Origin of the sequence: Actinoplanes sp. NPDC026619 (assembly GCF_040638295.1) — a bacterium.
GTDB lineage: Bacteria > Actinomycetota > Actinomycetes > Mycobacteriales > Micromonosporaceae > Actinoplanes.
Map to the genome: position 1 here is coordinate 1 of NZ_JBEZYA010000011.1, position 21,452 is coordinate 21,452.

Consider the following 21,452-nt stretch of genomic DNA (forward strand, 5'->3'; position numbering starts at 1 on the left):
GCTCCACGATGGACGGCATCTCAGGCACCCGGACATCCTGCCGAACAACCCCGGCAAGATCAAACCGGCCCGAAACAGCCGACCTGATTAGTTACGATGCCGTTTGTTTTGGCTGCCCTTGCTGCCACTTTTTCTACTCGGCGTCGGCGTAGGCGTTCGTAGGTGGTGAAGGCCGTTTCGGTGTCTTTGAAGTCGCGTAGGCATTGGGCTAGTTGGATGGCGCTTTCGATCGACAAGGAAGCGCCCTGGCCGGAGCTGTTTGACGGGGCGTGCACCGCATCGCCTACCAGGGCCATGCGGCCTCGGTGCCAGCGTGGGACCGGCGGCATGATGTGCAGGGCGCCGTTGACGGTCAGGTCCTCGGTGGGTAGTTGCCGGATCAGGTCGCCGCCCGGTGTGTCCTCGCCGTAGATGTCCAGCAGGGTGTTCTTCCACTGGGTGTTGGGGATTGCTCTGGCCTCGGCGATCGTCAGCGGGGTGTGCGGCAGGTTGATGCCGAACGTGGTGCCGCCGGCCGGTGCGGGGCCGTACAGGTAGAAGCCGCGCTTGCCGAACGTGAAGATCATCGTGCCCGGCTCCTCGGGCACCGGCAGTGGTGATTGGCCCTCGAAGGCCAACATTCCGGTGTATTTCGGGCCGGGGGCGGTCGGGTCGATCAGGCGGCGGACCGTGGAGTGGACGCCGTCGGCGCCGATCAGGATGTCGGCCTGGACCTCGTCGCCGTCGGCGAAGGTCGCGGTCACCCCGCCGGGGCCCTGGACCGCGTTGACCAGGCGTTTGCCGTATTCGATCGGTGCGTCGGCGGCGAGAATGCGGTAGAGGTCGCTGCGGTGGATCACGTGCAGTGGGCCGGCGCCGCGCAGGGCGGGGAGTTCCAGGCGCTTTCCGCCGACGGCCATCACCTGGCGGTGGACCGGCCACGAGACATCAGCGGTGGGCTCGGCGGCGCCGACTATGTCCAGGGCGGCCATGCCGTTCGGGGCGATGGCGATGGTGCCGCCGATGCCGTGTGCGGTGGTGGGATAGCTCTCGTAGACGGTGGCTTCGATGCCGGCCTTGCGTAGGGCCAGCGCCGTGACCGGGCCGGCGATGCCGCCGCCGATGATGGCGACGGTGCGTGGTCGTGCCATGAGGATCCTCCTGGGCAGTGTCGTGCTCGAACCGCCACCGGAACTGACCCCGGTATCCTGAGAATGCCGCCTTCGGACCGGGTCGTGGTTCCCATGCTCGGATCGAGGGTTGATCCCGGTGGTCTGTTGCAGCAGGCCGCCGGGATCGCTTTTTCAAGGGTTTTTGATGCTCTCCTCCGCGAGTCGGAGGATGTCTTCCGGCGCTGTGCCGGTTTCGTGGAACTGCCGCCAGTCGTCGATGCCGGGCAGCGTGCCCGATTCCAGCTCGGCGATCAGCGACCGCATCCAGGCCGCCTCGGCCGTCAACATCGCCCGGTCGTACTCGACCTCGAGCAGGAAGAGGCGCGGGACGTCGTATTCGACGAGGGTGGCGGCAATCGCCTGCCCGACCGCGTCGAGGCGCTGTTGCAGCAGCGTCACGACCTCGTCGGGGGACAGCACCGACATCACCGACAGACCGCTCCGGAAACGGGGGGTCTCCGGTTCGGCCGTCGACAGCAGCTCCCTGGTCCAGTCGAGCAGCTCGGCGCGACCGGTGTCGGTGATGCGGTAGACGGTGCGCTCGGGGCGGCGGCCCTCGCGGACGCTCTCCACCTCGGTGATCAGGTCGTTCTTGGCCAGGTTGCCGACGACGGTGTAGAGCGAGCCCCACTTGATCTGCAGGTCTCGGTCTTTGCCCCAGCCTTTGAGGGCGGAGGCGATCTCGTACGGGTGCATCTGGCGGAACGCGAGGACCGACAGCACGCCGAGCGCCATCGGGTTGCCGACCTTCCGCCGCTTGGCCACCGCGCCCTCCTCGTCCACGAATGCTCGTGGACGAGTATACGACCTACTTCAAGCCCTCCTGAGCCCGCGCTGCGGTCGGCGCGATCGACGAGCTCAGGGTGCGCGCGGTGTCGATCAGCGGCACGTGGCTGAACGCCTGCGGGAAGTTGCCGACCAGCCGGCCGGCGTCCGTGTCGTACTCCTCGGAGAGCAGGCCCACGTCGTTGCGCAGGGCGAGCAGCCGGGCGAACGTCTCCCGGGCGTCGTCGGTGCGGCCCATCGGTCGGGGCGTAGGTCAGCGCACAGAACCAATCGATCGACCCGATCCTCGATCGGGAGAGCCATGCAGTTCCTTTACCCGCTGTAGCCGAACAAAATCAGAACCATGCAGATGTACGGGCGCGGAAACGAACCCGGCACTCGGCCCACCCGGCCGGGCGGGTGGCCGAGGCCGCGGGGGCACATCCGCTTATGACTTGCGGACGTCGTAGGTCAGGTGGGTCACGCCCCGGCCCTGAACGACCGCGGGGTCGGAAAGGCGGATCGGGGCCATTTCGAGGTTGTCGAAGAAGCGGATCCCGTGGCCCAGCAGCACCGGGATCTGCGAGACGACGATCGTGTCGAGGACGCCGGCGTTCAGGAACTGCTGGGTGATCGACGGGGTGGCCACCGCGATGTCGCGGTCGCCGGCCGCGGTGCGCGCCTCGGCCAGAGCCTCGAGCGGGTCGGTGAAGAACGCGGCGCCGTGCTGGTCGTCCGGCACTGAGTGGCTGACCACGAAGACCGGGCAGCCGATCGGGTGCGTTCCGGCCCAGCCGTTGGTGAGGTCGAAGACGCGGCGGCCACAGATCAGCGCGCCGATCGCGCCCGCGAACGCCGGGCGCAGGTGCTCGGCGCTTTCCGGGCTCACCCGGAACGTCATGTGCTCGACCGCCGTGGGCACCGGCACGTCGCCATTGCCGTACCAGCCGAACAGCTCTTCGATTCCGTCCTTCTCATCGGCGATGAAGCCGTCGAGGGACATCGACATTTCCGCGATTACCTTTGTCATGCCCTACGGTCGGAGCGGCCTACCTGGTCTCGACATGGCGGCGGAAGTTTTCTTCGAGAACGGTGCGGTCGGGGCGGCCGATGACGCGCAGCCGGGCCATTCCGCCGTCCGGGAAGATGTCGAGGCGCACGCGGTCGGCGGGGCCGGCCGGGCTCACCGGGAAGCGGTGCGGAGTGTCCGGGTTCAGCGGCGCCTGCGGCAGGATGTCGAACCATTCGCCGCCGGCCAGGGAGCCGCGCACCGAGGCCGCCCCGGGCGCGTTTCCCTTGAAATGGGTGGTGTCCAGGTCGACGAACTCGACCACGGTCGGCGCGGCCAGGGTGATCTCGGCCCAGTCGTTGCCGGTGTCCCGGCGGCGGGACGTCTCCCAGCCCTCGCCCATGTGCCGGGCCAGGCCGGAGCTGAGCATGGCCTGCGGGTGGCCGTAGAACATGTTGCTGCACCCGGTCACCTGGGCGCCGCTGGCAAGCGCGGCCATGTCGAAGACCTCGGGCAGCAGCGACGGGTCGGGCACCACGTCGCCGTGCACGCGGAAGCGGGCCACGCCGCCGTCCGGATGGATGGTGAGGCGCACGTGGGTGAAGCGACGATTGTCGTGCACCGGGAACAGGTTGCGGGTGTCTCCGTCGAGCGCCGACTTTCCCACGATCGGCACCCAGCTGGCGGCCTGCAGCGCGGCGGGGGTGGGATAGCCGTCGACGGCCAGGGCGTCGACCGAGGCGTACGGCGGGTAGTTGCCGACGAAGAACGCGGTGTCGATGTCGACGCCGTGGATGACGCCGGGCGTGCCGAGCCGGACGATCGCCACGTCCTGACCGGGCGTGCGCCGCCGGCGGGTCTCCCAGCCGTCGTAGACCTGGCCCTTGTGGTCGAACGTCCGTGGGCTGAACTTCGGCGGCTCCGGCATCAGCAGATGGTCGGCGGAGACGTAGTACTCGTCGTTGGCGAAGACGACACCGCCGCCGAGGGCCCGGGAAGCGAGGTCGGGCTTGGTGCTGAAGTCCTCCATCGGTCAGTCCTCTCGAGTCAGGAAGCGTCCGCTGTTCTCCGACGAGCCGCGCAGCCAGGTCGTGCGAACCACCCCATGCAAAACCTTGCCCGCGTACGGCGTGACCGGGTTCTTGTGGTGCAGTTGGTGCGGGTCGACGGTGAACGTGGCGTCCGGGTCGAACGCCACCAGGTCGGCGTCCGCACCCACCTCGATGCGGCCCTTGGCGGACAGCCCGACCAGGTCGGCCGGGCGCCGTGCCATCCAGTCCACCACGTCGGCGAGGCCATAACCACGGTCCCGGGCTGCGGTCCAGATCACCGGCAGACCCAGTTGCACCGACGCGATGCCACCCCAGGCGGCCGCGAAGTCGCCGGTGTCCTGCCGCTTCAGCTCGGGCGTGCAGGGCGAGTGGTCGCTGACCACGCAGGTGATCAGCCCGTCGGCAAGCGCCTGCCACAGCTGGTCGGCGTTCGCCGAGTCACGGATGGGCGGGCAGCACTTGAACTCGGTGGCGCCGTCGGGGATGGTGCCGGCGTCCAGGGTCAGGTAGTGCGGACAGGTCTCGGCGGTGACGCGTACACCATCAGCTTTTGCCGCCGCGATCAGCGGAAGCGCGCCGGCCGCCGAGAGATGCAGGATGTGCACCCGCCGGCCGGAGGCGCGGGCCGCCGCGATCGCCGTGGCGATGGCGGCGTGCTCGGCCTCGGCGGGCCGGGAGGCGAGGAAGTCGGCGTACGCCGCGGACGAGGCCGCGTCGTGCAGGTGGCCGGGGTCCTCGGCGTGCACGACGAACAGCGCGTCCACGGCTTCCAGGGCGGTGGCCAGCTCCTCCGCGGAGACCGGCGGGAACTCGGGCACCCCGGAGTCGGCGAGGAACGACTTGAAGCCGAAGACACCGGCCTCGTGCAGGCCGGGCAGATCACCGGAGTTGCCGGGAATCGCGCCACCCCAGAAGCCGACGTCCACGCGGATCTGACCGGTCGCCGCCTTCTGTTTGATCTTCAGGGCATCGACCGAGACGGTCGGCGGCAGGCTGTTCAGCGGCATGTCGATGATCGTGGTCACGCCACCCGCCGCCGCGGCCCGGGTGGCGGTCGCGAACCCCTCCCACTCGGTGCGGCCCGGCTCGTTGACGTGCACGTGCGTGTCGACCAGGCCCGGCAGCAGCGCGAGATCACCGAGATCGACCTGGGAAGCGGCCTCGATCGGGGCGTCGTAGGGGCCGATCGCCACGATCTTCTCGCCCGAGATCGAGACGGCGGCCGGGGCGACCCCGGCCGGGGTGACGACGCGACGGGAGCGCAGCACGAGATCAACCATGCCTCGACCCTAACGGCCGTTGGTTTCAGAAAATCACGTGACGTTGCCGCCCAGCGACACCAGAGCGACGTGATCGTCGATCGGCAGATTGCCGTCGGCCACCGCGGTGACCATCATCTCCGGCATGGTGAGCACGCCCGAGATGGTGGTGGCCAGAGCGGTGTCGGCGGCGTCGCGACCGGTGGCGATGCGGATCAGCGACTGCCGCGGTGCCAGCCGGGTGGCGTCCCAGACCCGCCACTCGCCGTCCAGCGCGGTCTCGACGACCAGGTGGAAGTCCATCGGGGACAGGCCGGGAGCATAGACGGCGGCGACCCGGGCCGGGATGTCGAGCGATCGGCACAGGGTCGCGACCAGGTGGGCGTAGTCGCGGCAGACACCGGCGCCGGACAGCAACGTGTCGATCGCGTCGGTGGTCGGGCCGCTGCTGCCGACGGTGTAGTAGAGGTGGTCGTGCACGTAATCGGTGATCGCCCGCACGGTGGTGGCCGGGTCGCCGGCCCAGCCGAACTGCCGGGCGGCAAAACCGGCGAGCCGGTCGGACGGGCAGTAACGGCTCGGCCGCAGCGCCACGATGCGTTCCAGCTTGGTGACCGGCCCCGGCGCGGGCTGCGGCCCGACCGTGGCGCGGTATTCCACCCGCAGCTTGCCCGGCTCGGCACGCAGATAGTGCTGGCGGCCGGGCAACTCCACCGCCTCGACGGAGAGCGTCTCGGACAGGGGGGACGGCACCGCGATCTGCAGAACCAGTTCGGCCGGTTCGGTCACGTCGAAGCCGAGGAGGCAGGCGATCTCGCTCACGAGCCGCAGGCTATCGGCCGTAGGTTACGGTCTCGGTCGTGACCCGGATCGTGACGCTCGTGCTGGTCGACCCGGCCGGCCGGGTGCTCGGCGCGCTGCCGCCGTTCGAGGCCGCTTTGCCCTGGTGGCAGAACGTGGGCGAGTTCGCCCGCGCGGACCGGCAGGTGCTCCGGCTGCTGCACGGCGACCGCCCGGCCCCGCCCGGTGGGCACGTCACGTATCTGGCCGAGGTCAGTGATCATCGCGGCGACCTTTACCCGGTCGAGGTCGATCTCACTCCCGATCCGCGCCGGGCCGCCTATGCCGAGGTGGGTGGGCCGGCGGCGTCGCTCGCCTGGGCGCGGGAGGTGCTGGGCGGCCCGGCGCCGGCTCACCAGCAGCGCACCTGGAACCTGTCGGCGATCTGGCGGATCGGCGACGACGCCTGGCTCAAGCAGGTGCCGGCGTTCTTCGCGCACGAGCCCGCCGCCATCCGGCTGGTCGACGAGGTCGTGCCCGGCCTGGTTCCGGAGCTGATCGCGGACGGGCCGCAGGGGCGCATGCTGCTCGCGCACATCGAGGGGGAGGACCGCTACGGCGCGGGCGCCGACGTGTGCGACCGGATCGCCGCGGCGCTCCACCCGGTGCAGGTGGAGCTGGCCGGCCGGGTGCCGGCGGTGATCCCGGACGGGCGGCTCGACGCCGAGCGGATCCGGCGGGTGGCCGAGCCGTATTTCGGCCGGTTCGACGGCCTCGAGGAGCTGGTCGACGGGCTCCCGGCGCGGTTCTCGGCGGTCGCCGAGTGCGGGCTCCCGGACACCCTCGTGCACGGCGACCTGCATCCCGGCAACGTGCGGACCGGCCCGGACGGAAAGCTCACGATCATGGACTGGGGTGACTGCACGATCGGCCACCCGGCGTTCGACATCCTGCGACTCACCGAGGGCCTCGATGACCCGGAACCGGTGGTGCGGCAATGGGCGTACCGCTGGGTCAAGAGCCGGCCCGGCGCCGAGCCGATGCGTGCCGCCGAGCTGTTGCGGCCGGTCGCGGCGCTTCGTGCCGCCGTGACCTATTCCGGCTTCCTTGACCGGATCGACCCATCCGAATGGCCCTATCATGCCGCCGACGTGCCGGATCGCCTCGCCGCCGCCCTATCGTGAGGGGATGACAGGCCCGCGGGGCGAGTTTCTCGAGCGGATCCGGCAGGGCGGTGTCGAGCTCTCGCCGGAGCTGGCCGCGGCGTTCGCCCGGGTGCCGCGCGAGGCGTTCGTGCCGGACGGCTTCCAGCGTCGCGACGGCAGCTGGGTGCTGCCGGCCGATCCGGACTTCCTGCCGACCATCTACCACGACGACGTGCTGGTGACCAAGATGGACGGCAAGGTCCCGACGAGCTCGTCGAGCCAGCCGTCGCTGATGGCTCTCATGATCGAGGCCCTCGACGTGCGGCCGGGCCATCGGATTCTCGAGGTGGGCGCGGGGACCGGCTACAACGCCGCCCTCCTCGCTTCGCTCGGGGCGTCGGTCACGAGCATCGACGCGCAGGAGGACGTGGCGGTCCGGGCACGCACGGCGCTGGCCCGGGCCGGAATTGCGGGTGTACGCGTGGAGCACGCCGACGGCTACCCGGGTCGCCCGCGCGAGCGGTTCGACCGGGTGATCGTGACGGTCGGGATCGCCGGGGTCTCGCCGCACTGGCTCGAGCAGCTCGACCCGGACGGGTTCGTGCTGGCCCCGGTGGTGCACGCCGGCACCCACCCGGTGCTGCGGGTGGCCGGGCCGCCGGTGCGGGCCCGGGCGGTCTGCGGGTCCGGCTTCATGCAGGCGTCCGGCCCGCTGAACGCGCCCTTCCCGGACGCGTTCCCGAGCCCGGCCGCGGCGATGGCCGAGCTGACGCCGCACGCCCCGGCCCGTTACGACCCACCGCTGGACGAGTCCACCTACCGCGACCTCTGGTACGCGGCCGGCGCCTGGAACCGCCGCGCCTCGCACGCGGCCATCCCCGGGCGGCGGCAGAGCTGCCTGGCGTTGCTCGACGGCACCCGCTCCGGCGGCGCGGTGGTGCCACCGGACGGCAGCGTCTGGGCCGGTGGCGACGAGGCGGCCGGCTACGGCGCTGCGGCGGCAGCCGTCCTGGACCGGTGGGAGGCCGCGGGCCGGCCACCGATGGGGGCGTGGCGGATCAGCCTGGAGCTGGCCGGCGATCCGCACTCGCCGATCTGGGTGCCGCACCGCTGGCAGATCTGAGCCTGCTCACCACGTGCCCCTTCCGGCTCTGATCACCAGGTGCCCTTGCGCCGGGCGCGCCAGGGGCGGCCGTCCGGGTCGTAGGCCAGGCGGTAGGCGGGCAGGGCCCACATCCGCTGGTACCACGGCATGGTGCCGGTGCGGTGCTCGAAGATGCGGCCGGGCGGGCGTGGCCCGGTGCGGCCGCCGTCCTTCCAGGCCTGCAGGCGGTCGGCGGTCGTGGTCATCGCGCGCACGACGTCGAGCGGGTCGATCAGGCCCTCGTCGTCGTCCCGGTCGAGGTGCTCGCGAGTCAGCGCCAGGCGCAGGTCACGCGGGAAGCGGCGGGCGCCCCACCCGGTCGGGGCCCGTTCGTCGCTGGTCTCGTCGAGGATCGCGCAGGACAGCTCGCTGTCGTGGGTCCACGAGCGGCGGTTGAAGTTGTCGCTGCCGACGCTGCACCACACGTCGTCGATCACGCACACCTTGGCGTGCACGTACACCGGGGTGCCTTCGTGATTTTCCAGGTCGAAGATGTGCACCCGGTCGGGGGCGGTGCGGCGGCAGAGCTCGATCGCCTCCTCGCGGCCGATCTCGTTGGGCGGCAGCGCGAACCGGCCGTCCACGTCGGGGTGCCGGGGCACGACCGCGATCAGGTGCAGCCCGGGGTTGTCCTTGAGCGCCTGGGCGAACAGCTCGGCCACCTCGGTCGACCAAAGGTATTGGTCTTCCAGGTAGATGAGGTGGCGGGCGTTGCGGATGGCCTTGGTGTAGCCGCGGGCGACGGTGCGCTCGCCCTGCGGGGCAAAACCGTACGGTGGCCGCATTGCCGGATATGTCCGTAGAACTTGGACATTCAGCGGCCCGCACTCCGGCGGGTCGGGCGGTTGCGGCGGGAGCTTGTCCGCGTGCTGGTCGGCATGCTTGAGGTAGTCGATGGCGGTGGAGATCGGGCCGTGCTGGTCGAGCGGGACCCGATCGGTCCACCGCTCCCGGAAGCACAGATCGAGCGCGCCGACGACCGGCCCCTGCAAGGCCAGCTGCACGTCGTGCCATGGGGGATTTTTCCCATATGCGGAGGACATCTGCACCGCCTGCGGATCGCCGTGGTGCTCGGCGGTGTCCCGGCGGCTGTGGCACAGGTCGATGCCGCCGGCGAACGCGATGTCCAGCTCGGGGCGCCCCGGATGCCGTAAAACGACCAGTTTCTGGTGGTGTGAACCGCCGCGGCGGACCCGCTGGTCGAGCAGCACCTCGCCGCCGGCCGCGCGGATCTCGTCGCCGAGGTTGCGGTTCTCCTCCTCGCTGTAGGCGAATTTGTCCAGATGAGACCGCCACAGCAGGCCTTTGACCGCTACGCCGCGTTTGGCGGCTGAGGCGAAGAGTTCGGCCACCGTTGGGCCGTTCTCGCGCATCCGTTCATCCGGATCGCCGCGCCAGTCCGTAAAGAAGAGGTAGTCACCCTCGCGGAGGCTTTCCACCTCGGACACCAGCCGGTCAAAATACGTTATTCCGTGAATAAGCGGTTCGGCCGTGTTACCTGTGCACCACGTGGGTATGGACGAGTGCGGGTTGCCGCGCTCCTCCGTATTGAGGAACCAATCCACCGAAAACGCAGTCCCTTCGAGGTCGACGACGCCCTCGACCCTAAGCCGCTTGACGAGTGGATGCACCTTGAAGGGTGCTCCATCGCACTCCCGGGAGGGATCAGTTCATGAGCAGCGAGCCGCTCGCCACGACCCCCGTTGCCTCCGATGTCGCCGACGTTGCCTCCGCCGAGAAGGGGCTGCTCATCGCGCTCCTGCTGATGGTTCTGATGGGCGTGGCAGCGATGCTGTTCATGTTCTGACCGCTCGCACGGAGAGGGCGGTCGGCACCGGGTTGCCGCCCTCGGTGAAGCCGGTCAACTGCAGGCCGGCATCCAGGAACGCCTGCAACAGAGCCGGCAACGGCAGATGCGAGGCGCCGACCCGGTTGCGGACCCCCTTGGTCGTCCATGATGCTTTGGTCCAGTGGCTGTCCAGGTAGCCCGGGCGAATGACCACCGCCTCCGGATCGCTGCGGTCGGCGAAACCGCCGCAGAACGCCGGATGCACCCCGACATGCACGAACACCCCGCCCGGCCGCAGCACCCGGGCGACCTCCCGCAGCACGGCCGGATAATCCGGCATATCGGTATGCACCATCATCGCGACCACCGCGCCGAGCGCGCCGTCGGCAATGGGCAGGCGGGTCGCGTCACCCCGGGCGATCGGCAGGCGCTCCTTCGCGTACGCCAGCATGCGTGCCGAAAGATCGACGCCGATCGGAGCCCAGCCGAGCTCACGCAGCTGAGCGGCGTGCACCCCGGTGCCGCAGCCGATCTCCAGGCAACGCTCGGCGCCGGTGTCCAGGAACTCGGCCCGGCCGAGCAGCTCGGCCAGCGAGGCCTGGATGCCGATCGGGTCGCCGGGCGTCGAGGCCGGCAGGAACTGGTATTCGTACCAGTCGGCGATCTCGTCGTATGCCGCGATAGGTCCCATCAGGTCATGTTGCCGGTTTTCCGGCCGGCGCGCTGCCCCGCACCTACAGCACCCATGCGTCGTCGCGGATGATCTCGACCGTGCCGCCGGGGCCGGTGCCGGTCACCGTCATGCCGTCGCCGCCGATGATCACATCGGTGTGGATGCCCGAGGTGTTCAGGCCCACCTCGGTGCGCTGCTCGGGGGTCATCTTCATGCCGTCCTCGACAGTCCACGGGAAGCTCTGGCCCCACGCCACGTGGCAGCCGGCGTTCTCGTCGTAGAGGGTGTTGTGGAAGACGATGCCGGCCTTCGCGATCCGGCTCTCCCGGTCGACCAGCGACACCTCGCCCAGGTAGCGCGCACCCTCGTCGGTCTCGATCTGGGCGCGGATCACGTCGCCGCCCTCGTCCGCGGACACCTCGCTGATCCGGCCGTCCTTGAACGTCACCCGCAGCCCGGTGATCAGCTGCCCGGCGATCACCATCGGCCGGGTCACCCGGATCACGCCGTCGGCGCGCCGCCGGTCGGGGCTGGTGAACACCTCCTCGGTCGGGAGGTTGGGCAGGTAGGTGATGCCATCCGGGTCGACCAGACCGCCACCGGTCCAGCGCACCCGCGGCGGCAGGCCCACGGTCAGGTCGGTGCTCTCGTCGAGGTAGTGCACCTCGGTCAGCTCCAGCGCGTCGAGCTGCTTGGCCCGGGCGGCCAGCGTCGCCGAGCGGGCCTGCCACGCGGCGGCCGGGTCGGGGGAGTCGAGCCGCATCGCGGTGGTGACCGCCGCCCACAACCGGTCCATATCGGGCTCACCGAAGATCTGCTGGGCCCAGCCCGGGTTCGGCGCGGCCACCAGTGACCAGCGCATGCCGTTGAACAGGGCGTTGCGCCGGGCGCTCACCTCCTCGTGGCGGCGGGCCGCCACCCGGGCCGGGTCGGCGCCGTCGAACAGATGCGGGTCGGGGTCACCGACCAGGCCGATCGACACGACGCCGGTGGTCCGCCATTCCTCGATGCGGGCGAGCGCCCACGGCCGGCTGGCGGAGAGCGCCTCGACCGTGGCGTGGTCGACGCCGGAACGCTGGATCGGGCCGTCGACGAAGTTGACGTCCACCCAGCCCGCGCCGGCCCGGTAGGCGGCCTCGACCACGGCTCGCGCGATCTCCAGATGCGCGGTGTCGCTGTCGATGACCACGCCCTGACCAGGCTGGACGTTTACCCCGGCCCGGACCACCAGGTCCGCGAAGCGCTCGATCTGTCCCATGCCGGAAAGACTAGATCAGCGATGGTGTGCCAATCGCCCCTCGCACGCCGCGAGGGACAAATACGGGCATCTCAAACAGACCATCCGTTTGGTGCGATGGCTGTCACAGTCGCAGGCGCATCGCCGGGTCCGTGGTGCGGGCGAAGCCGAGCGAGCGGTGAAGCGGCTCGCCGTCGGTGGACGCGCGCAGATCGACCTTGTGGATGCCCTGCTGCCGGAACCACTCCAGCAGAGCCGTCATGCACGCTCGGCTGAAACCACGACGGCGCATGTCGGGGTCGGTGGCGACGCTGAAGACGTAGCCGCTGCGGCCGTCCGGGTTGCCCGGGCCGCCGAGCCGGGTCTCGATCGTGCCGAGCACGCAGGCGGCCAGGCCGTCGCCGCCGGGGCGGTCGACGACGAACGCGGTCATCGTCTTCGCGGTGGCCAGCTCATCGAGCAGCGCCTGCCGGGCCGGCTCGCGCCAGTCGTCGGACCAGTGCGGCTGATGCATGCTGCGCAGCAGCACCGCGCGGAGACGGACCAGCTCATCGGCATCCTCGGGACCGGCCTGACGCGCAACCATGGCACGCAACTTAACCAAAGGGGGCAGCGCGGGGCATCGAATTTCCACTACCGTCCCACCATGGTCCGCGGCGTGGGTCTGCTTCCGGCGCTGGTCTGGGGTGTCCTGGCCGGCTTCTGGCGGCCGCGTGGGCCGATCTTCCCGATCGACGCGGTGGCGATCCTGTTGATCAGTGTCGCGGTCGGCGTGTTCGCCGGGCGGTTCACCCGGGCCCGCTGGTCGATCTTCCTCGCGCCGGTTCTCTTCGCGGTGGCCGGCGAGATCACCCGGGTCGGCTTCACCGGGCCGACCGTCGACTATCCGCGGCCCACCTCGCTCGGCCTTCTCGCGCTGATCGTCGGGCGCGGCCTCTACATGTTGCTCGCGCTGCTGCCGATGGCGGTCGGCGCCGCCTACGGAGCTGGCTGGGCGCGTCGTCGCTCGGTTCGGTCGCGGTCGGTGGGCGCGGCGATCGGGCGGGGGATCGGGCGCTTCGTGGCGGTGGTCCTCGCGGCGGTCGTTCTCGTCACCGGGGCGGTGGTCGCGGTTCCGGGGCGGGTCACGGCGATTCCCGGCGGGATCTCCGAATTGGCGTGGGCGGGGAAGCTCGGCCTGATGATCCGGGGAGCCCGCGCCGACGCGCCGGTCCTGCTGTTCGTGCCCGGCGCGCCGGGCGGCTCCGAGCTGGCCGCCATGCGGCAGCGGCTCGCCGCGCTCGAGCAGACGTTCGTGGTGGTGACCATGGACCGGCGCGGTGGTGGCCGATCGTTCGGCGACCTCGACCCGACGCCGACGTTCACCGTCGACGACGAGCGGCGCAACGTGCTCGAGGTGACCGACTATCTGCGATCCCGGTTCCGGCGCGACAAGATCTATCTGGTGGCGCACTCGGGCGGCACGATCGGCGCGACCCTCGCGGTGCAGGACTCGCCCGAGCTGTTCGCCGCCTACGTGGGCGTCGGCCAGGTCGCCAACCCGACCGCCAGCGACCGCACGCAATACGACGACATGCTCGCCCGGGCGCGCTCGGCCGGCGACACCGCGCTGGTCAAACGGCTGACCGAGGTCGGCAAGCCGCCCTACGCGAACATCTACGGCTACGAGCCGATGATCCTCAACGAGGACGCGGTGTACGGGTCGGACAACGGTGACACGCTGCTGGCGAACGCGAAAGCGCCGGAGCTCGGGGTGCTCGACAAGATCCACGTGATCGCCGGGTTCCTGGACTCGTTCGACGCCTATTACCCACGGGTGCGCGATGTCGACTTCCGGACACAGGTGCCCACTCTTGCCGTACCGGTCTATTTTGTGGCCGGGGACCGTGAGGTGCCCGCGCGCGTGCGTGACCTCAATCTGTGGTTCGCGGTGCTGCAGGCGCCGCACAAGGAGATCGTGACCTTGGCGAACGCCGGTCACCGGTCGATGTTCGATCAGCCGGCGGAGTTCGTGACGGTGCTCAAGCGGGTGCTGGCGGATAACCCGGCGTCGCGTACACCGTGACCGAGAGCACTTGTTCTTTCAGATTTGAAAGAGTTAAGTTGTTTGCATGGCCGAACCGCTGAGCGATACCGAACAGCAGGCGTGGCGCACCTTCATCGAGAGCTCGTGGGCGCTGCACACCCACCTCGAGGACGAGCTGCGCGCGACGACCGGCCTCAGCATGAACGATTACCACGTGCTCGTGGTGCTCTCCGAGGCGCCGGGGCGCCGGCTGCGGATGGGCGAGCTGGCCGACCGGCTGGTCTTCTCACCGAGCCGGGTCACCTATCAGATCAACTCGATGGTCAAGCGCGGTCTCGTGCGCAAACAGCCCTGTCCGGAGGACGGCCGCGGCCAAGAAGCTGTCCTCACCGAGGAGGGCATGAGCTCCCTGGTCGAGGCCGCACCGATGCATCTGATCACCGTTCGGGACCGCTTCATCGACCGGCTCGAGCCGGGCGAGCTCGAAGTCATCGCCCGGGTTTTCGAGAAAGTAAGGAAGGCCTGAGATGCCCGCCATCACCGTCGACGACGTTCTGGTTCTGCCCCGGCTGCCGCTCCTCGAGCAGAGCGCCGTGGTCCGTCCGGTCCGGCGCCTCACCACCGCGCCCAGCGGCTACGAGGGCGAGGGCTTCCCGGTGCGCCGGGCCTTCGCCGGGGTGCCGATCAACGAGCTCGACCCGTTCATCCACCTCGACCAGATGGGCGAGGTCGACTACGCGCCGGGCGAGCCCAAGGGCACGCCGTGGCACCCGCACCGCGGCTTCGAGACGGTCACCTACATGATCGACGGGATCATGGACCACCAGGACTCGCTCGGTGGTGGCGGCACCATCACCAACGGCGACACCCAGTGGATGACCGCCGGCCAGGGCATCCTGCACATCGAGGCGCCGCCCGAGCACCTGGTCACCAGCGGCGGTCTGTTCCACGGTCTGCAGCTGTGGGTCAACCTGCCCCGTGCCGCCAAGATGATCACCCCGAAATACCAGGACATCCGCGGCCGCGAGTCGGCGCTGCTCACCTCGCCCGACGGCGGCAGCCTCATCCGCATCATCGCGGGCGAGGTCGCCGGGCACGCCGGCCCCGGTTCCACGTTCACCCCGATCAACCTGGCGCACGTCACCCTGCAGCCCGGCGCCCGGCTCGATCTGCCCTGGCAGCCCGACTACAACGCGCTGGTCTACGTGCTGGCCGGCCGCGGCACGGTCGGCGCCGAGCGCCGGCCGATCCAGATCGGACAGTTGGCCGCGCACGGCGCCGGCGACGCCATCCGGATCGAGGCCGACCCGGCGCAGGACTCGAACATCCCGGCGATGGAGCTGTTCGTGATGGGCGGCCGCCCGATCCGCGAGCCGGTGGCGCACTACGGCCCCTTCGTGATGAACACCCGCGAGGAACTGGCTCAGGCGTTCGAAGACTTCAAGAAGGGTCGCCTGGGCGTCGTCCCGGCCGGCCGGCTGCCCCACACGGACTAACCGTTCAGGAAGCTGTAGCTGGAGGCCGGCAGCTCCTTCACGGTGCCCGCCGGCTTCGTCAGCGCCTTCTGCTCGCCGTAACCGGAGATGGTGAAGGTCCACTTGCCGGCCGCGGTGTCGCCGGCGACCGGGGCGTCGATCTCCAGCTTGGTGATCCGGCCCTGGTCGTCGACCGTTGCGGTGAACGGCAGCTTCGCGGCGGCCGCGCCCATCTGCTTGATGGTGTCCGCGTCCAGGAACGCGTCGGCCGAGGTGACCTTGGTGCCGTCGAGCGTGCCGGTGAAGGTCTTGCCGTCACCCTTCACGTCGGTGACGGCGGGCAGCATCGCGTCGATGTCGACCACGTCCGGGTCGTCCACGTCGATGCCGAGGTCGGTGTCCTTGTCGAGCTTGCTCGAGTCGAAGTGGAACCACGTGTCCGCGCTCTCACCCTCGGCGAGCAGGCTCTTCTTGGTCCCGGTGCTCATCCGCGCCCAGCGGTCCGAGTCGGCGAGCACGATCTCGAACTTCATCTTGATCTGCTCGCTCTCGACGCCGAGCGAGAGCTTCGCGCTCTTGCTGGGCAGGTGCACGAGCCCCGACCCGGACGCGCCGGGCGAGGCGACGGCGAAGGCGTAGTTGCCCGTCTTCAGTTCCTTCGTCGAGGCGAGCAGGGCGGTCTTCGCGTCGGCCGGCGCCGAGGTGGCGGTGGTCGCGCCGGCGCCGTCCGCGCCGGAGGTGTTGGTGGAATCGGCACACCCGGTCAGGCCGAGACCGAGAAGGCCGGCAATCGTGGCCGTGACGACAGTTCCCCGCAGGTTGGTCATGGCGGGGGAGCCTAGATGAATCTCTAAACAGCCGTGGGGCGGGGTTCTACCGTTCTTGGACGGCAGTGTCTTGATCATCACGGGCGACGAACGGCGGGCTCTCCATTATCATCGTCCGGAGTTCGGCCGGGCCGACATCACCCAGGAGGGTGGCCACCTCCTGCGCTTGCCGGCCGGATCCGCATCGACTGTTGGTGCTGTCTGGGGGCGGCATGGCGTACCGGGTTGAGTACAACGGCGAGGACATCGAGCTCGCCACCTTGGAAGCCGCGCTGGACTGCGCCCGCAACGCGATCGCCAACGACGTCGACCGCTTCGACGGGTGGGCGGTCGAGCACGACGAGAACGTCGACGAGTGGTTTGTCCAGGCGGTGCGCAACGGCCGCCGGATCGGGCCGCTCGCCGTGGTCACCGGCCTCGGCAAGGTCGCGCCGGCACCGGTCGTCGAGGAGTGGGAGCGGCGGATCTCGTTCGTCGGCAAGACGCCGGCGGACGCGTTCGCGATGGCCGCCGACTGGCTGGAGCGCCGGCCCGACGTCGAGACCATCGGCGACGTCGGGTGGCACCACACCGCCAGCGGCCATCAGTTGCGTATTTATTACCGGGCTTAAGCGGCCTGGTCTTTCAGGGAGCGCTCCAACTCCGTACGCAAATCGGTGAAGTTGATCTGGTGGTCGGCGAGGATGCGGGCGGCCAGGCCGTTTCCCTCGCGCAGCAGGCCGAGCATGATGTGCTCGGGCGCGATGAAGTTCTGGTGCAGGCGGATCGCCTCGCGCAGGGACAGCTCGAGCAGCTTCTTGGCGCGCGGGGAGAACGGGATGCGGCCGCCCGAGGCGTAGAGCTTGCCGAAGAAACCGCGCTTCTTCGGCGTCGGCCGGGGCAGCCGCAGCGCGCCCGCGCCGAAGCTCTCCTCGATGGCGGCGCGCACCTTGTCGAGGTCGATGCCGATGGCCTTGAGGGCGGCCGTGTCCTCGGCGTCGGCCTCGGCGAACGACAGATCGGGCGGCTCGGTCGTGCCGACCAGTCGGGCTACGTCGCTCTGGGCGGTCTCGGCGTCGAGGCCGTGCTCGCGGAGAAGTCGGGCGACCGTGCCTCCGCGGTCGCTTTCGCCGCTTTTGCTGTCGCTGTCGCTTTTGCCGTCGCGCAGCATCGAGATCAGCACGTGTTCGGTGCCGATGTGCTGGTGGCCGAGTGTGCGTGCCTCCTCCTGAGCGCCGATCACGACGTTGCGCGCGGTAGAGGTGAACCTCTCGAACATGTCAGTCCTCCCGTGGGTCGTGCGCCGGCATGTGCTGCGCGTGCTTCTTGTGGACGCCCTGGCGGGTCACGTCGAGCGCGTCGGCGATCTCCTGCCAGGACCAGCCATTGCGGCGAGCGTTTGCCACCTGCAGATGCTCGAGGCCCTCGAGCAGGCGGCGCAGCGCCACGACCGCTCGCAGGCCGACACGTGGATCGGCACTGCCGGCGGCGGCGGCGAGGTCGGTTGCCTCAGTCATGCTGTCAACTTACGTTGACACCGGCCTTCTGTCAACTTCCGTTGACACAGAAATGGGGCCCGCACTCGACGAGTGCGGGCCCCATTGCTATGCGCTTGGCTAGCCGCCGTATGTCAGCTCCAGACCGGTGATGTCGTTGTAGGCCACCGACAGCTCGACCGGGCGCGGCACCGGCGCGGTGATCGCGAACGTGTTGCCGACCGGGTCGATGATCTCGGCGTACCGCCCGAGGCCCATCTCGACCGGGCCCACCGCCACCCGGCCGCCCAGCCGGGCGACGTTGTCGACCAGGTCGAGACAGTCGGCCACCTGGAACGACGGCTGCCAGCGGAAGTCGTACCGCCCGGTGATCAGCCCGGCCACCGAGTCGTGCGCTTCCGTCAGCCATTCGCCGCTGCCGAACTCGTGCGTCAGCGACCAGCCGAACACCGAACCGTAGAACGCGGTCGGCTGGCTGGCCACGTCGATCAGCAGGTCGGCCCAGGACATCGTGCCCGGCTCGCCGCGCAACTGGGCGCCGGCGAAACCGTTGGCCTGCCACAGGCCGAACACCGTGCCGGCCGAGTCGGAGACGATCGCGCTGCGCGCTCCCGGCCGCTCCTCCGGACGAACGAGCACTCGACCGTACGCCGCCTGGACGCGCTGGATCGTGCCCTCCAGATCGGGTGCGGCCAGGTACGTCAGCCAGCCCGCGGGCCGATCCGGCCGGGCCGGGACGATGCCGGCGATGGCCCGGCCGTCGAGCATGAACCGATTGCCGTCGATATCCCAGCCGAACAGGTCCGCGTAGAACCCGGCCGTACGGGTGGAGTCCGCAGTGGACAGTTCCGCCCAGCAGGGGGTCGATGGCGCAAAGCCTCTGATCCGCATGTCCGCTCCCACGTGGATGACCCGATTTGAATAACGACCTTACGGCACCCAATACGCTTCGTCACTACCCCGGGGTTCAATGTCCGTTTTAGCGCGTGTTTCAGCTACGCAAAGTAGTTGAGCGAAGGTGGGGCGTAACGCGTTCGTAAAGCTACTGATCAGTCCGATGTGGAAGGCAGCAGAATCTCGAACCACACCGTGGAGCCGCGCACCGACGGGTCGGTGCCCCAGGAATCGCTGAGTTCCTCGATCAGGCTCAGCCCCCGGCCCCGGCTGCTCATCGCGTCGGTGTGCGCCCGGATCACGCTGCCCCGGGTGCCGGTGTCGGCCACCGACACCAGCAGCCGCTCGGCGTTCAGGTCGATGTGCACCTGCGCCGGCGTGCCCGCGTGCAGCAGCGCGTTGGTGGTCAGCTCGCTCGTGCACAGGATCGCCGAGCCGATCACCGGATCGGGCACCGACCACTCACGCAGGCGGGTCGTCATCCACTGGCGAACCCGGCTCGGCCCGGTCGGCTCCGCCGCCACCAGCATCGTGGCCGACCGGCTCAACGCCACCGCCCGCTCCACCGCGAGCACCGCGACGTCGTCGTCGGTCGAGCCCGGCACCGCGGCCGTGGCGATCGAGCAGAGGTTTCGCGGATCGCCGCTGGACGCGGCCGCAGCCACCGCGACCAGCGCGTCCAACCCCTCGTTGAGGGCCTGGCCGCGCCGCTCCACCACGCCGTCACTGAACATCAGGATCGAGTCGCCCGGATCGAGGCGCACCTGCCCGGTCTGCCACCGGCCACCCAGGCCCAGCGGCGCGCCCGGCGGCACCTTGACCAGCTCGGCCGTCGGCGGCTCGCCGGCCAGCCCGGCCCGGCGCAGCACCGGCGGCGGATGACCCGCACTCGCCATCGTGATCGTGCCGGTGGCCGGATCGAGCACGCCGTAGACGACGGTTACGAAGATCTCCTCGTTGCGCGACTCGGCGCCCAGCGAGCCGACCAGCCGGTCGAGGCCGGCCAGCACCCCCGGCGGGTCGGCGTCGGTCAGCGCGAGCGCCCGCAACGCGGCCCGGACCTGACCCATCACCGCGGCGGCCCGTACGTCGTGACCGGCCACGTCGCCGAGCACCATGGCGAGCCGGCCGTCGGCGAGCCGGAACGCGTCGTAGAAGTCGCCGCCGGCCGCGTTGCCGTCCACGCCCACGTCGTAACGTGCCGCGATGCGGAACCGCTCCAGCTCGGGCAGGTGCTCCGGCAGCATGCTGCGCTGCAACAACTGGGCGGTGCCATGCTGCGCCTCGAACCGGCGGGCCCGCTCGGCCGCCTGCGCGACCAGTTGGGCCGCCGCGTTGAGCAGCGCACGCTCGGCGGGCAGCCAGGTGTGCGCAGCGCGGTAACCGATGCTCAGGGCGCCGTTCAGCGACGCAGTGCGCAGCGGCAGCACCGCCAGAGCGCGGATGCGCTGCTCGTGCCGGTCGGCCGCGACCGCCCGCAACGGCTCACCGTCGGGCACGAACGACGGCCGGCCCGACCGGGCCGCCGCCACCAGCGGAGCACGCGCGTCGTCGGCCAGCCGTTTCCACACCGGGGGCAGCCGCTCGTCGGCCTCGTCGAGCATCTCGCCGCGGATGCGCCGCACCGAGCGGAACGCGTTGCCGTCGTCGACGGCGAAGACACAGTGGTCGACGTCGAACGAGGCCATCGCATAACCCAGCACGACCCGGGCCACGTCGTCGATGGTCAGCGCGACCGCCAGCCGGGAGGTCAGCTCGCCGAGATTTTGCAGGCGGCGGGTCACCTGGGTGGTCTCGGCGGCCACCGTGAGGACACCCGCCCGCCGCCCGCGCGAGTCATGCACGATCGAATGGCCGCGGGTGAAGAACGCCTGCTCCGGGCGGGCGCCCTCGGCGCGCACCACGGTCAGCTGCGTCTCCGGCTCGAGGAACGGCTGGCCGCTGCGGAAGACATCCTCGATCACGCCGCCCAGGCCGGCCGACCGCCAGGCCTCGCCGAACGCCTCGGCGGCCGGGGTGCCGAGCGCGGCCGGATGAAGGGTGCCGATCAGATCCGCATAAGCATCGTTGTAGATCAGCACGAAGCTCTCGCCGAAGCAGAAAGCCATCGGCATCGGGGAGACCAGCACCAGGCCGACGATGGCGGCGACCGCCGGATCCCAGCGGTCACGCGGGCCCAGCGGGGTGTCCTCCCACGGGAAATCGCGGACCAGGTCGGCGAGGCCGGCGTGGGCAGACGGCATCGCACCCAGCTGCGAGGGCAGCGTGGGCAGATGCGAAGGGCTCACCCCACCCGTCCCGGCCATGCCCAAAAGCGTAGCCCGACTCGGCCATTCGGACGATGCCCCGCCGTCCGTCCGTCCGATTCTTGACGGCACGGGTAGGTGCGGTTTGTCCTCGGACACGGGCTGAGCTTGGCAAACGCATGTTTCGCTCACGTAAGGTCGCGGCCGTGACCGACGCGGAACCCTTGATCGACCTGTCCGCGCCCCGTCATTACGAGCAGGTGACCCCACGCGGGCGCCGCCGCCGCCGAGCCGCGATCGTCCTCGTGGCCGCGGCGGCCCTGGTCGTCACCGGCGGCGCGGGGTACGCCGTGGTGCAGCGCGCCGCGTCGCCGGAGATCGTGCCGGCGGTCGCTCCCGCGGCCCAGCCGTCCGGCTCAGCCGGCGCCCCGGTCGCCCCCGGCGGCCGCCCGTCACCGGGCCTCGACCCGATCAGGGCCTCGCCCGCCGATTGATCCCGGCCTCC

23 protein-coding genes and 1 pseudogene are annotated in these 21,452 nt (G+C 70.2%); 8 read left to right on the forward strand and 16 right to left on the reverse strand.

What is annotated here, in order from left to right; all coding sequences use genetic code 11:
* Nucleotides 1-59 precede the first annotated feature (59 nt).
* From AB0E90_RS23480 to AB0E90_RS23510, 7 genes and pseudogenes are all read right to left on the reverse strand, one after another.
* A complete protein-coding gene (locus tag AB0E90_RS23480) occupies nucleotides 60-1,130 on the reverse strand; it encodes an FAD-dependent monooxygenase (protein ID WP_360409297.1) in 1,071 nt (356 codons plus the stop codon).
* A 153-nt stretch (nucleotides 1,131-1,283) separates the two neighbouring features.
* On the reverse strand, nucleotides 1,284-1,916 hold the full coding sequence (locus AB0E90_RS23485) for a helix-turn-helix transcriptional regulator (RefSeq protein ID WP_360409300.1): 633 nt from the start codon (nucleotides 1,914-1,916) through the stop codon (nucleotides 1,284-1,286).
* 43 nt (nucleotides 1,917-1,959) lie between these two features.
* A pseudogene (locus tag AB0E90_RS23490) lies at nucleotides 1,960-2,172 on the reverse strand (glycoside hydrolase family 15 protein); the annotation flags it as partial.
* A 192-nt stretch (nucleotides 2,173-2,364) separates the two neighbouring features.
* Nucleotides 2,365-2,946, reverse strand: a complete 582-nt coding sequence (locus tag AB0E90_RS23495) for a dihydrofolate reductase family protein (RefSeq protein WP_360409303.1) — start codon at nucleotides 2,944-2,946, stop codon at nucleotides 2,365-2,367.
* Nucleotides 2,947-2,965: 19 nt separating this feature from the next.
* Nucleotides 2,966-3,955, reverse strand: a complete 990-nt coding sequence (gene alc / locus AB0E90_RS23500; protein ID WP_360409306.1) for an allantoicase — start codon at nucleotides 3,953-3,955, stop codon at nucleotides 2,966-2,968.
* 3 nt (nucleotides 3,956-3,958) lie between these two features.
* Nucleotides 3,959-5,257, reverse strand: coding sequence for an allantoinase AllB (gene allB, locus AB0E90_RS23505; RefSeq protein WP_360409309.1), 1,299 nt, complete (start codon nucleotides 5,255-5,257; stop codon nucleotides 3,959-3,961).
* 33 nt (nucleotides 5,258-5,290) lie between these two features.
* The gene (locus AB0E90_RS23510) at nucleotides 5,291-6,058 is read right to left on the reverse strand and encodes a transglutaminase family protein (protein ID WP_360409312.1); all 768 of its coding nucleotides are present in this window, start codon (nucleotides 6,056-6,058) and stop codon (nucleotides 5,291-5,293) included.
* A 38-nt stretch (nucleotides 6,059-6,096) separates the two neighbouring features.
* On the opposite strand from AB0E90_RS23510, the gene AB0E90_RS23515 reads away from it, so the two are divergent.
* Together AB0E90_RS23515 and AB0E90_RS23520 are read left to right on the forward strand one after the other, a co-directional pair.
* Nucleotides 6,097-7,200 (forward strand): aminoglycoside phosphotransferase family protein, encoded by a 1,104-nt coding sequence (locus AB0E90_RS23515; protein WP_360409315.1) that lies wholly within the window; start codon nucleotides 6,097-6,099, stop codon nucleotides 7,198-7,200.
* A gap of 4 nt (nucleotides 7,201-7,204) precedes the next feature.
* Nucleotides 7,205-8,284, forward strand: coding sequence for a methyltransferase domain-containing protein (locus AB0E90_RS23520; protein WP_360409318.1), 1,080 nt, complete (start codon nucleotides 7,205-7,207; stop codon nucleotides 8,282-8,284).
* A 32-nt stretch (nucleotides 8,285-8,316) separates the two neighbouring features.
* Here AB0E90_RS23520 and AB0E90_RS23525 read toward each other — a convergent pair whose 3' ends face one another.
* Nucleotides 8,317-9,870 (reverse strand): phospholipase D-like domain-containing protein, encoded by a 1,554-nt coding sequence (locus tag AB0E90_RS23525; RefSeq protein ID WP_360409321.1) that lies wholly within the window; start codon nucleotides 9,868-9,870, stop codon nucleotides 8,317-8,319.
* A gap of 107 nt (nucleotides 9,871-9,977) precedes the next feature.
* Here AB0E90_RS23525 and AB0E90_RS23530 point away from each other — a divergent pair, with 107 nt between their 5' ends.
* On the forward strand, nucleotides 9,978-10,112 hold the full coding sequence (locus AB0E90_RS23530; protein WP_360409324.1) for a hypothetical protein: 135 nt from the start codon (nucleotides 9,978-9,980) through the stop codon (nucleotides 10,110-10,112).
* Here the strand turns inward: AB0E90_RS23530 and AB0E90_RS23535 are convergent.
* The 3 genes from AB0E90_RS23535 to AB0E90_RS23545 form a co-directional block, all read right to left on the reverse strand.
* Nucleotides 10,102-10,785: a class I SAM-dependent methyltransferase gene (locus AB0E90_RS23535; RefSeq protein WP_360409327.1), complete on the reverse strand. Its 684-nt coding sequence runs from the start codon at nucleotides 10,783-10,785 to the stop codon at nucleotides 10,102-10,104. The two genes, AB0E90_RS23530 and AB0E90_RS23535, sit on opposite strands and share 11 nt — an antisense overlap.
* Nucleotides 10,786-10,828: 43 nt before the next feature.
* Nucleotides 10,829-12,025 carry an aminopeptidase gene (locus AB0E90_RS23540; protein WP_360409330.1) on the reverse strand — a complete coding sequence of 399 codons (1,197 nt, stop codon included), beginning with the start codon at nucleotides 12,023-12,025 and terminating at the stop codon, nucleotides 10,829-10,831.
* A gap of 103 nt (nucleotides 12,026-12,128) precedes the next feature.
* A complete protein-coding gene (locus tag AB0E90_RS23545) occupies nucleotides 12,129-12,590 on the reverse strand; it encodes a GNAT family N-acetyltransferase (RefSeq protein WP_360409333.1) in 462 nt (153 codons plus the stop codon).
* 60 nt (nucleotides 12,591-12,650) lie between these two features.
* On the opposite strand from AB0E90_RS23545, the gene AB0E90_RS23550 reads away from it, so the two are divergent.
* From AB0E90_RS23550 to AB0E90_RS23560, 3 genes are read left to right on the forward strand one after another with little or no spacing between them, the layout of a single operon-like run.
* The gene (locus AB0E90_RS23550) at nucleotides 12,651-14,069 is read left to right on the forward strand and encodes an alpha/beta hydrolase (protein WP_360409336.1); all 1,419 of its coding nucleotides are present in this window, start codon (nucleotides 12,651-12,653) and stop codon (nucleotides 14,067-14,069) included.
* Nucleotides 14,070-14,115: 46 nt separating this feature from the next.
* Entirely contained in the window at nucleotides 14,116-14,556 is a 441-nt protein-coding gene (locus AB0E90_RS23555; protein WP_360409339.1) for a MarR family transcriptional regulator, read from the forward strand.
* A 1-nt stretch (nucleotide 14,557) separates the two neighbouring features.
* Nucleotides 14,558-15,526 carry a pirin family protein gene (locus AB0E90_RS23560; RefSeq protein ID WP_360409342.1) on the forward strand — a complete coding sequence of 323 codons (969 nt, stop codon included), beginning with the start codon at nucleotides 14,558-14,560 and terminating at the stop codon, nucleotides 15,524-15,526.
* On the opposite strand, the gene AB0E90_RS23565 is transcribed toward AB0E90_RS23560, so the two are convergent.
* Nucleotides 15,523-16,332, reverse strand: coding sequence for a hypothetical protein (locus AB0E90_RS23565; protein ID WP_360409345.1), 810 nt, complete (start codon nucleotides 16,330-16,332; stop codon nucleotides 15,523-15,525). The genes AB0E90_RS23560 and AB0E90_RS23565 overlap by 4 nt on opposite strands.
* A 212-nt stretch (nucleotides 16,333-16,544) precedes the next feature.
* Between AB0E90_RS23565 and AB0E90_RS23570 the strand changes: the two genes are divergently transcribed.
* Nucleotides 16,545-16,943 carry a hypothetical protein gene (locus AB0E90_RS23570; protein ID WP_360409348.1) on the forward strand — a complete coding sequence of 133 codons (399 nt, stop codon included), beginning with the start codon at nucleotides 16,545-16,547 and terminating at the stop codon, nucleotides 16,941-16,943.
* On the opposite strand, the gene AB0E90_RS23575 is transcribed toward AB0E90_RS23570, so the two are convergent.
* The 4 genes from AB0E90_RS23575 to AB0E90_RS23590 all read right to left on the reverse strand — a co-directional run bounded on the left by AB0E90_RS23575 (nucleotide 16,940) and on the right by AB0E90_RS23590 (nucleotide 21,007).
* On the reverse strand, nucleotides 16,940-17,590 hold the full coding sequence (locus AB0E90_RS23575; RefSeq protein ID WP_360409351.1) for a Clp protease N-terminal domain-containing protein: 651 nt from the start codon (nucleotides 17,588-17,590) through the stop codon (nucleotides 16,940-16,942). The two genes, AB0E90_RS23570 and AB0E90_RS23575, sit on opposite strands and share 4 nt — an antisense overlap.
* A 1-nt stretch (nucleotide 17,591) precedes the next feature.
* Complete coding sequence (locus AB0E90_RS23580) at nucleotides 17,592-17,828, reverse strand: helix-turn-helix domain-containing protein (protein ID WP_360409354.1); 237 nt, start codon at nucleotides 17,826-17,828, stop codon at nucleotides 17,592-17,594.
* Nucleotides 17,829-17,927: 99 nt separating this feature from the next.
* Nucleotides 17,928-18,698 carry a VOC family protein gene (locus tag AB0E90_RS23585; protein ID WP_360409357.1) on the reverse strand — a complete coding sequence of 257 codons (771 nt, stop codon included), beginning with the start codon at nucleotides 18,696-18,698 and terminating at the stop codon, nucleotides 17,928-17,930.
* A gap of 158 nt (nucleotides 18,699-18,856) precedes the next feature.
* Complete coding sequence (locus tag AB0E90_RS23590; RefSeq protein WP_360409360.1) at nucleotides 18,857-21,007, reverse strand: SpoIIE family protein phosphatase; 2,151 nt, start codon at nucleotides 21,005-21,007, stop codon at nucleotides 18,857-18,859.
* Between the two features lie 146 nt (nucleotides 21,008-21,153).
* Between AB0E90_RS23590 and AB0E90_RS23595 the strand changes: the two genes are divergently transcribed.
* On the forward strand, nucleotides 21,154-21,441 hold the full coding sequence (locus AB0E90_RS23595; RefSeq protein ID WP_360409363.1) for a hypothetical protein: 288 nt from the start codon (nucleotides 21,154-21,156) through the stop codon (nucleotides 21,439-21,441).
* The last annotated feature ends 11 nt before the right edge of the window (nucleotides 21,442-21,452 follow it).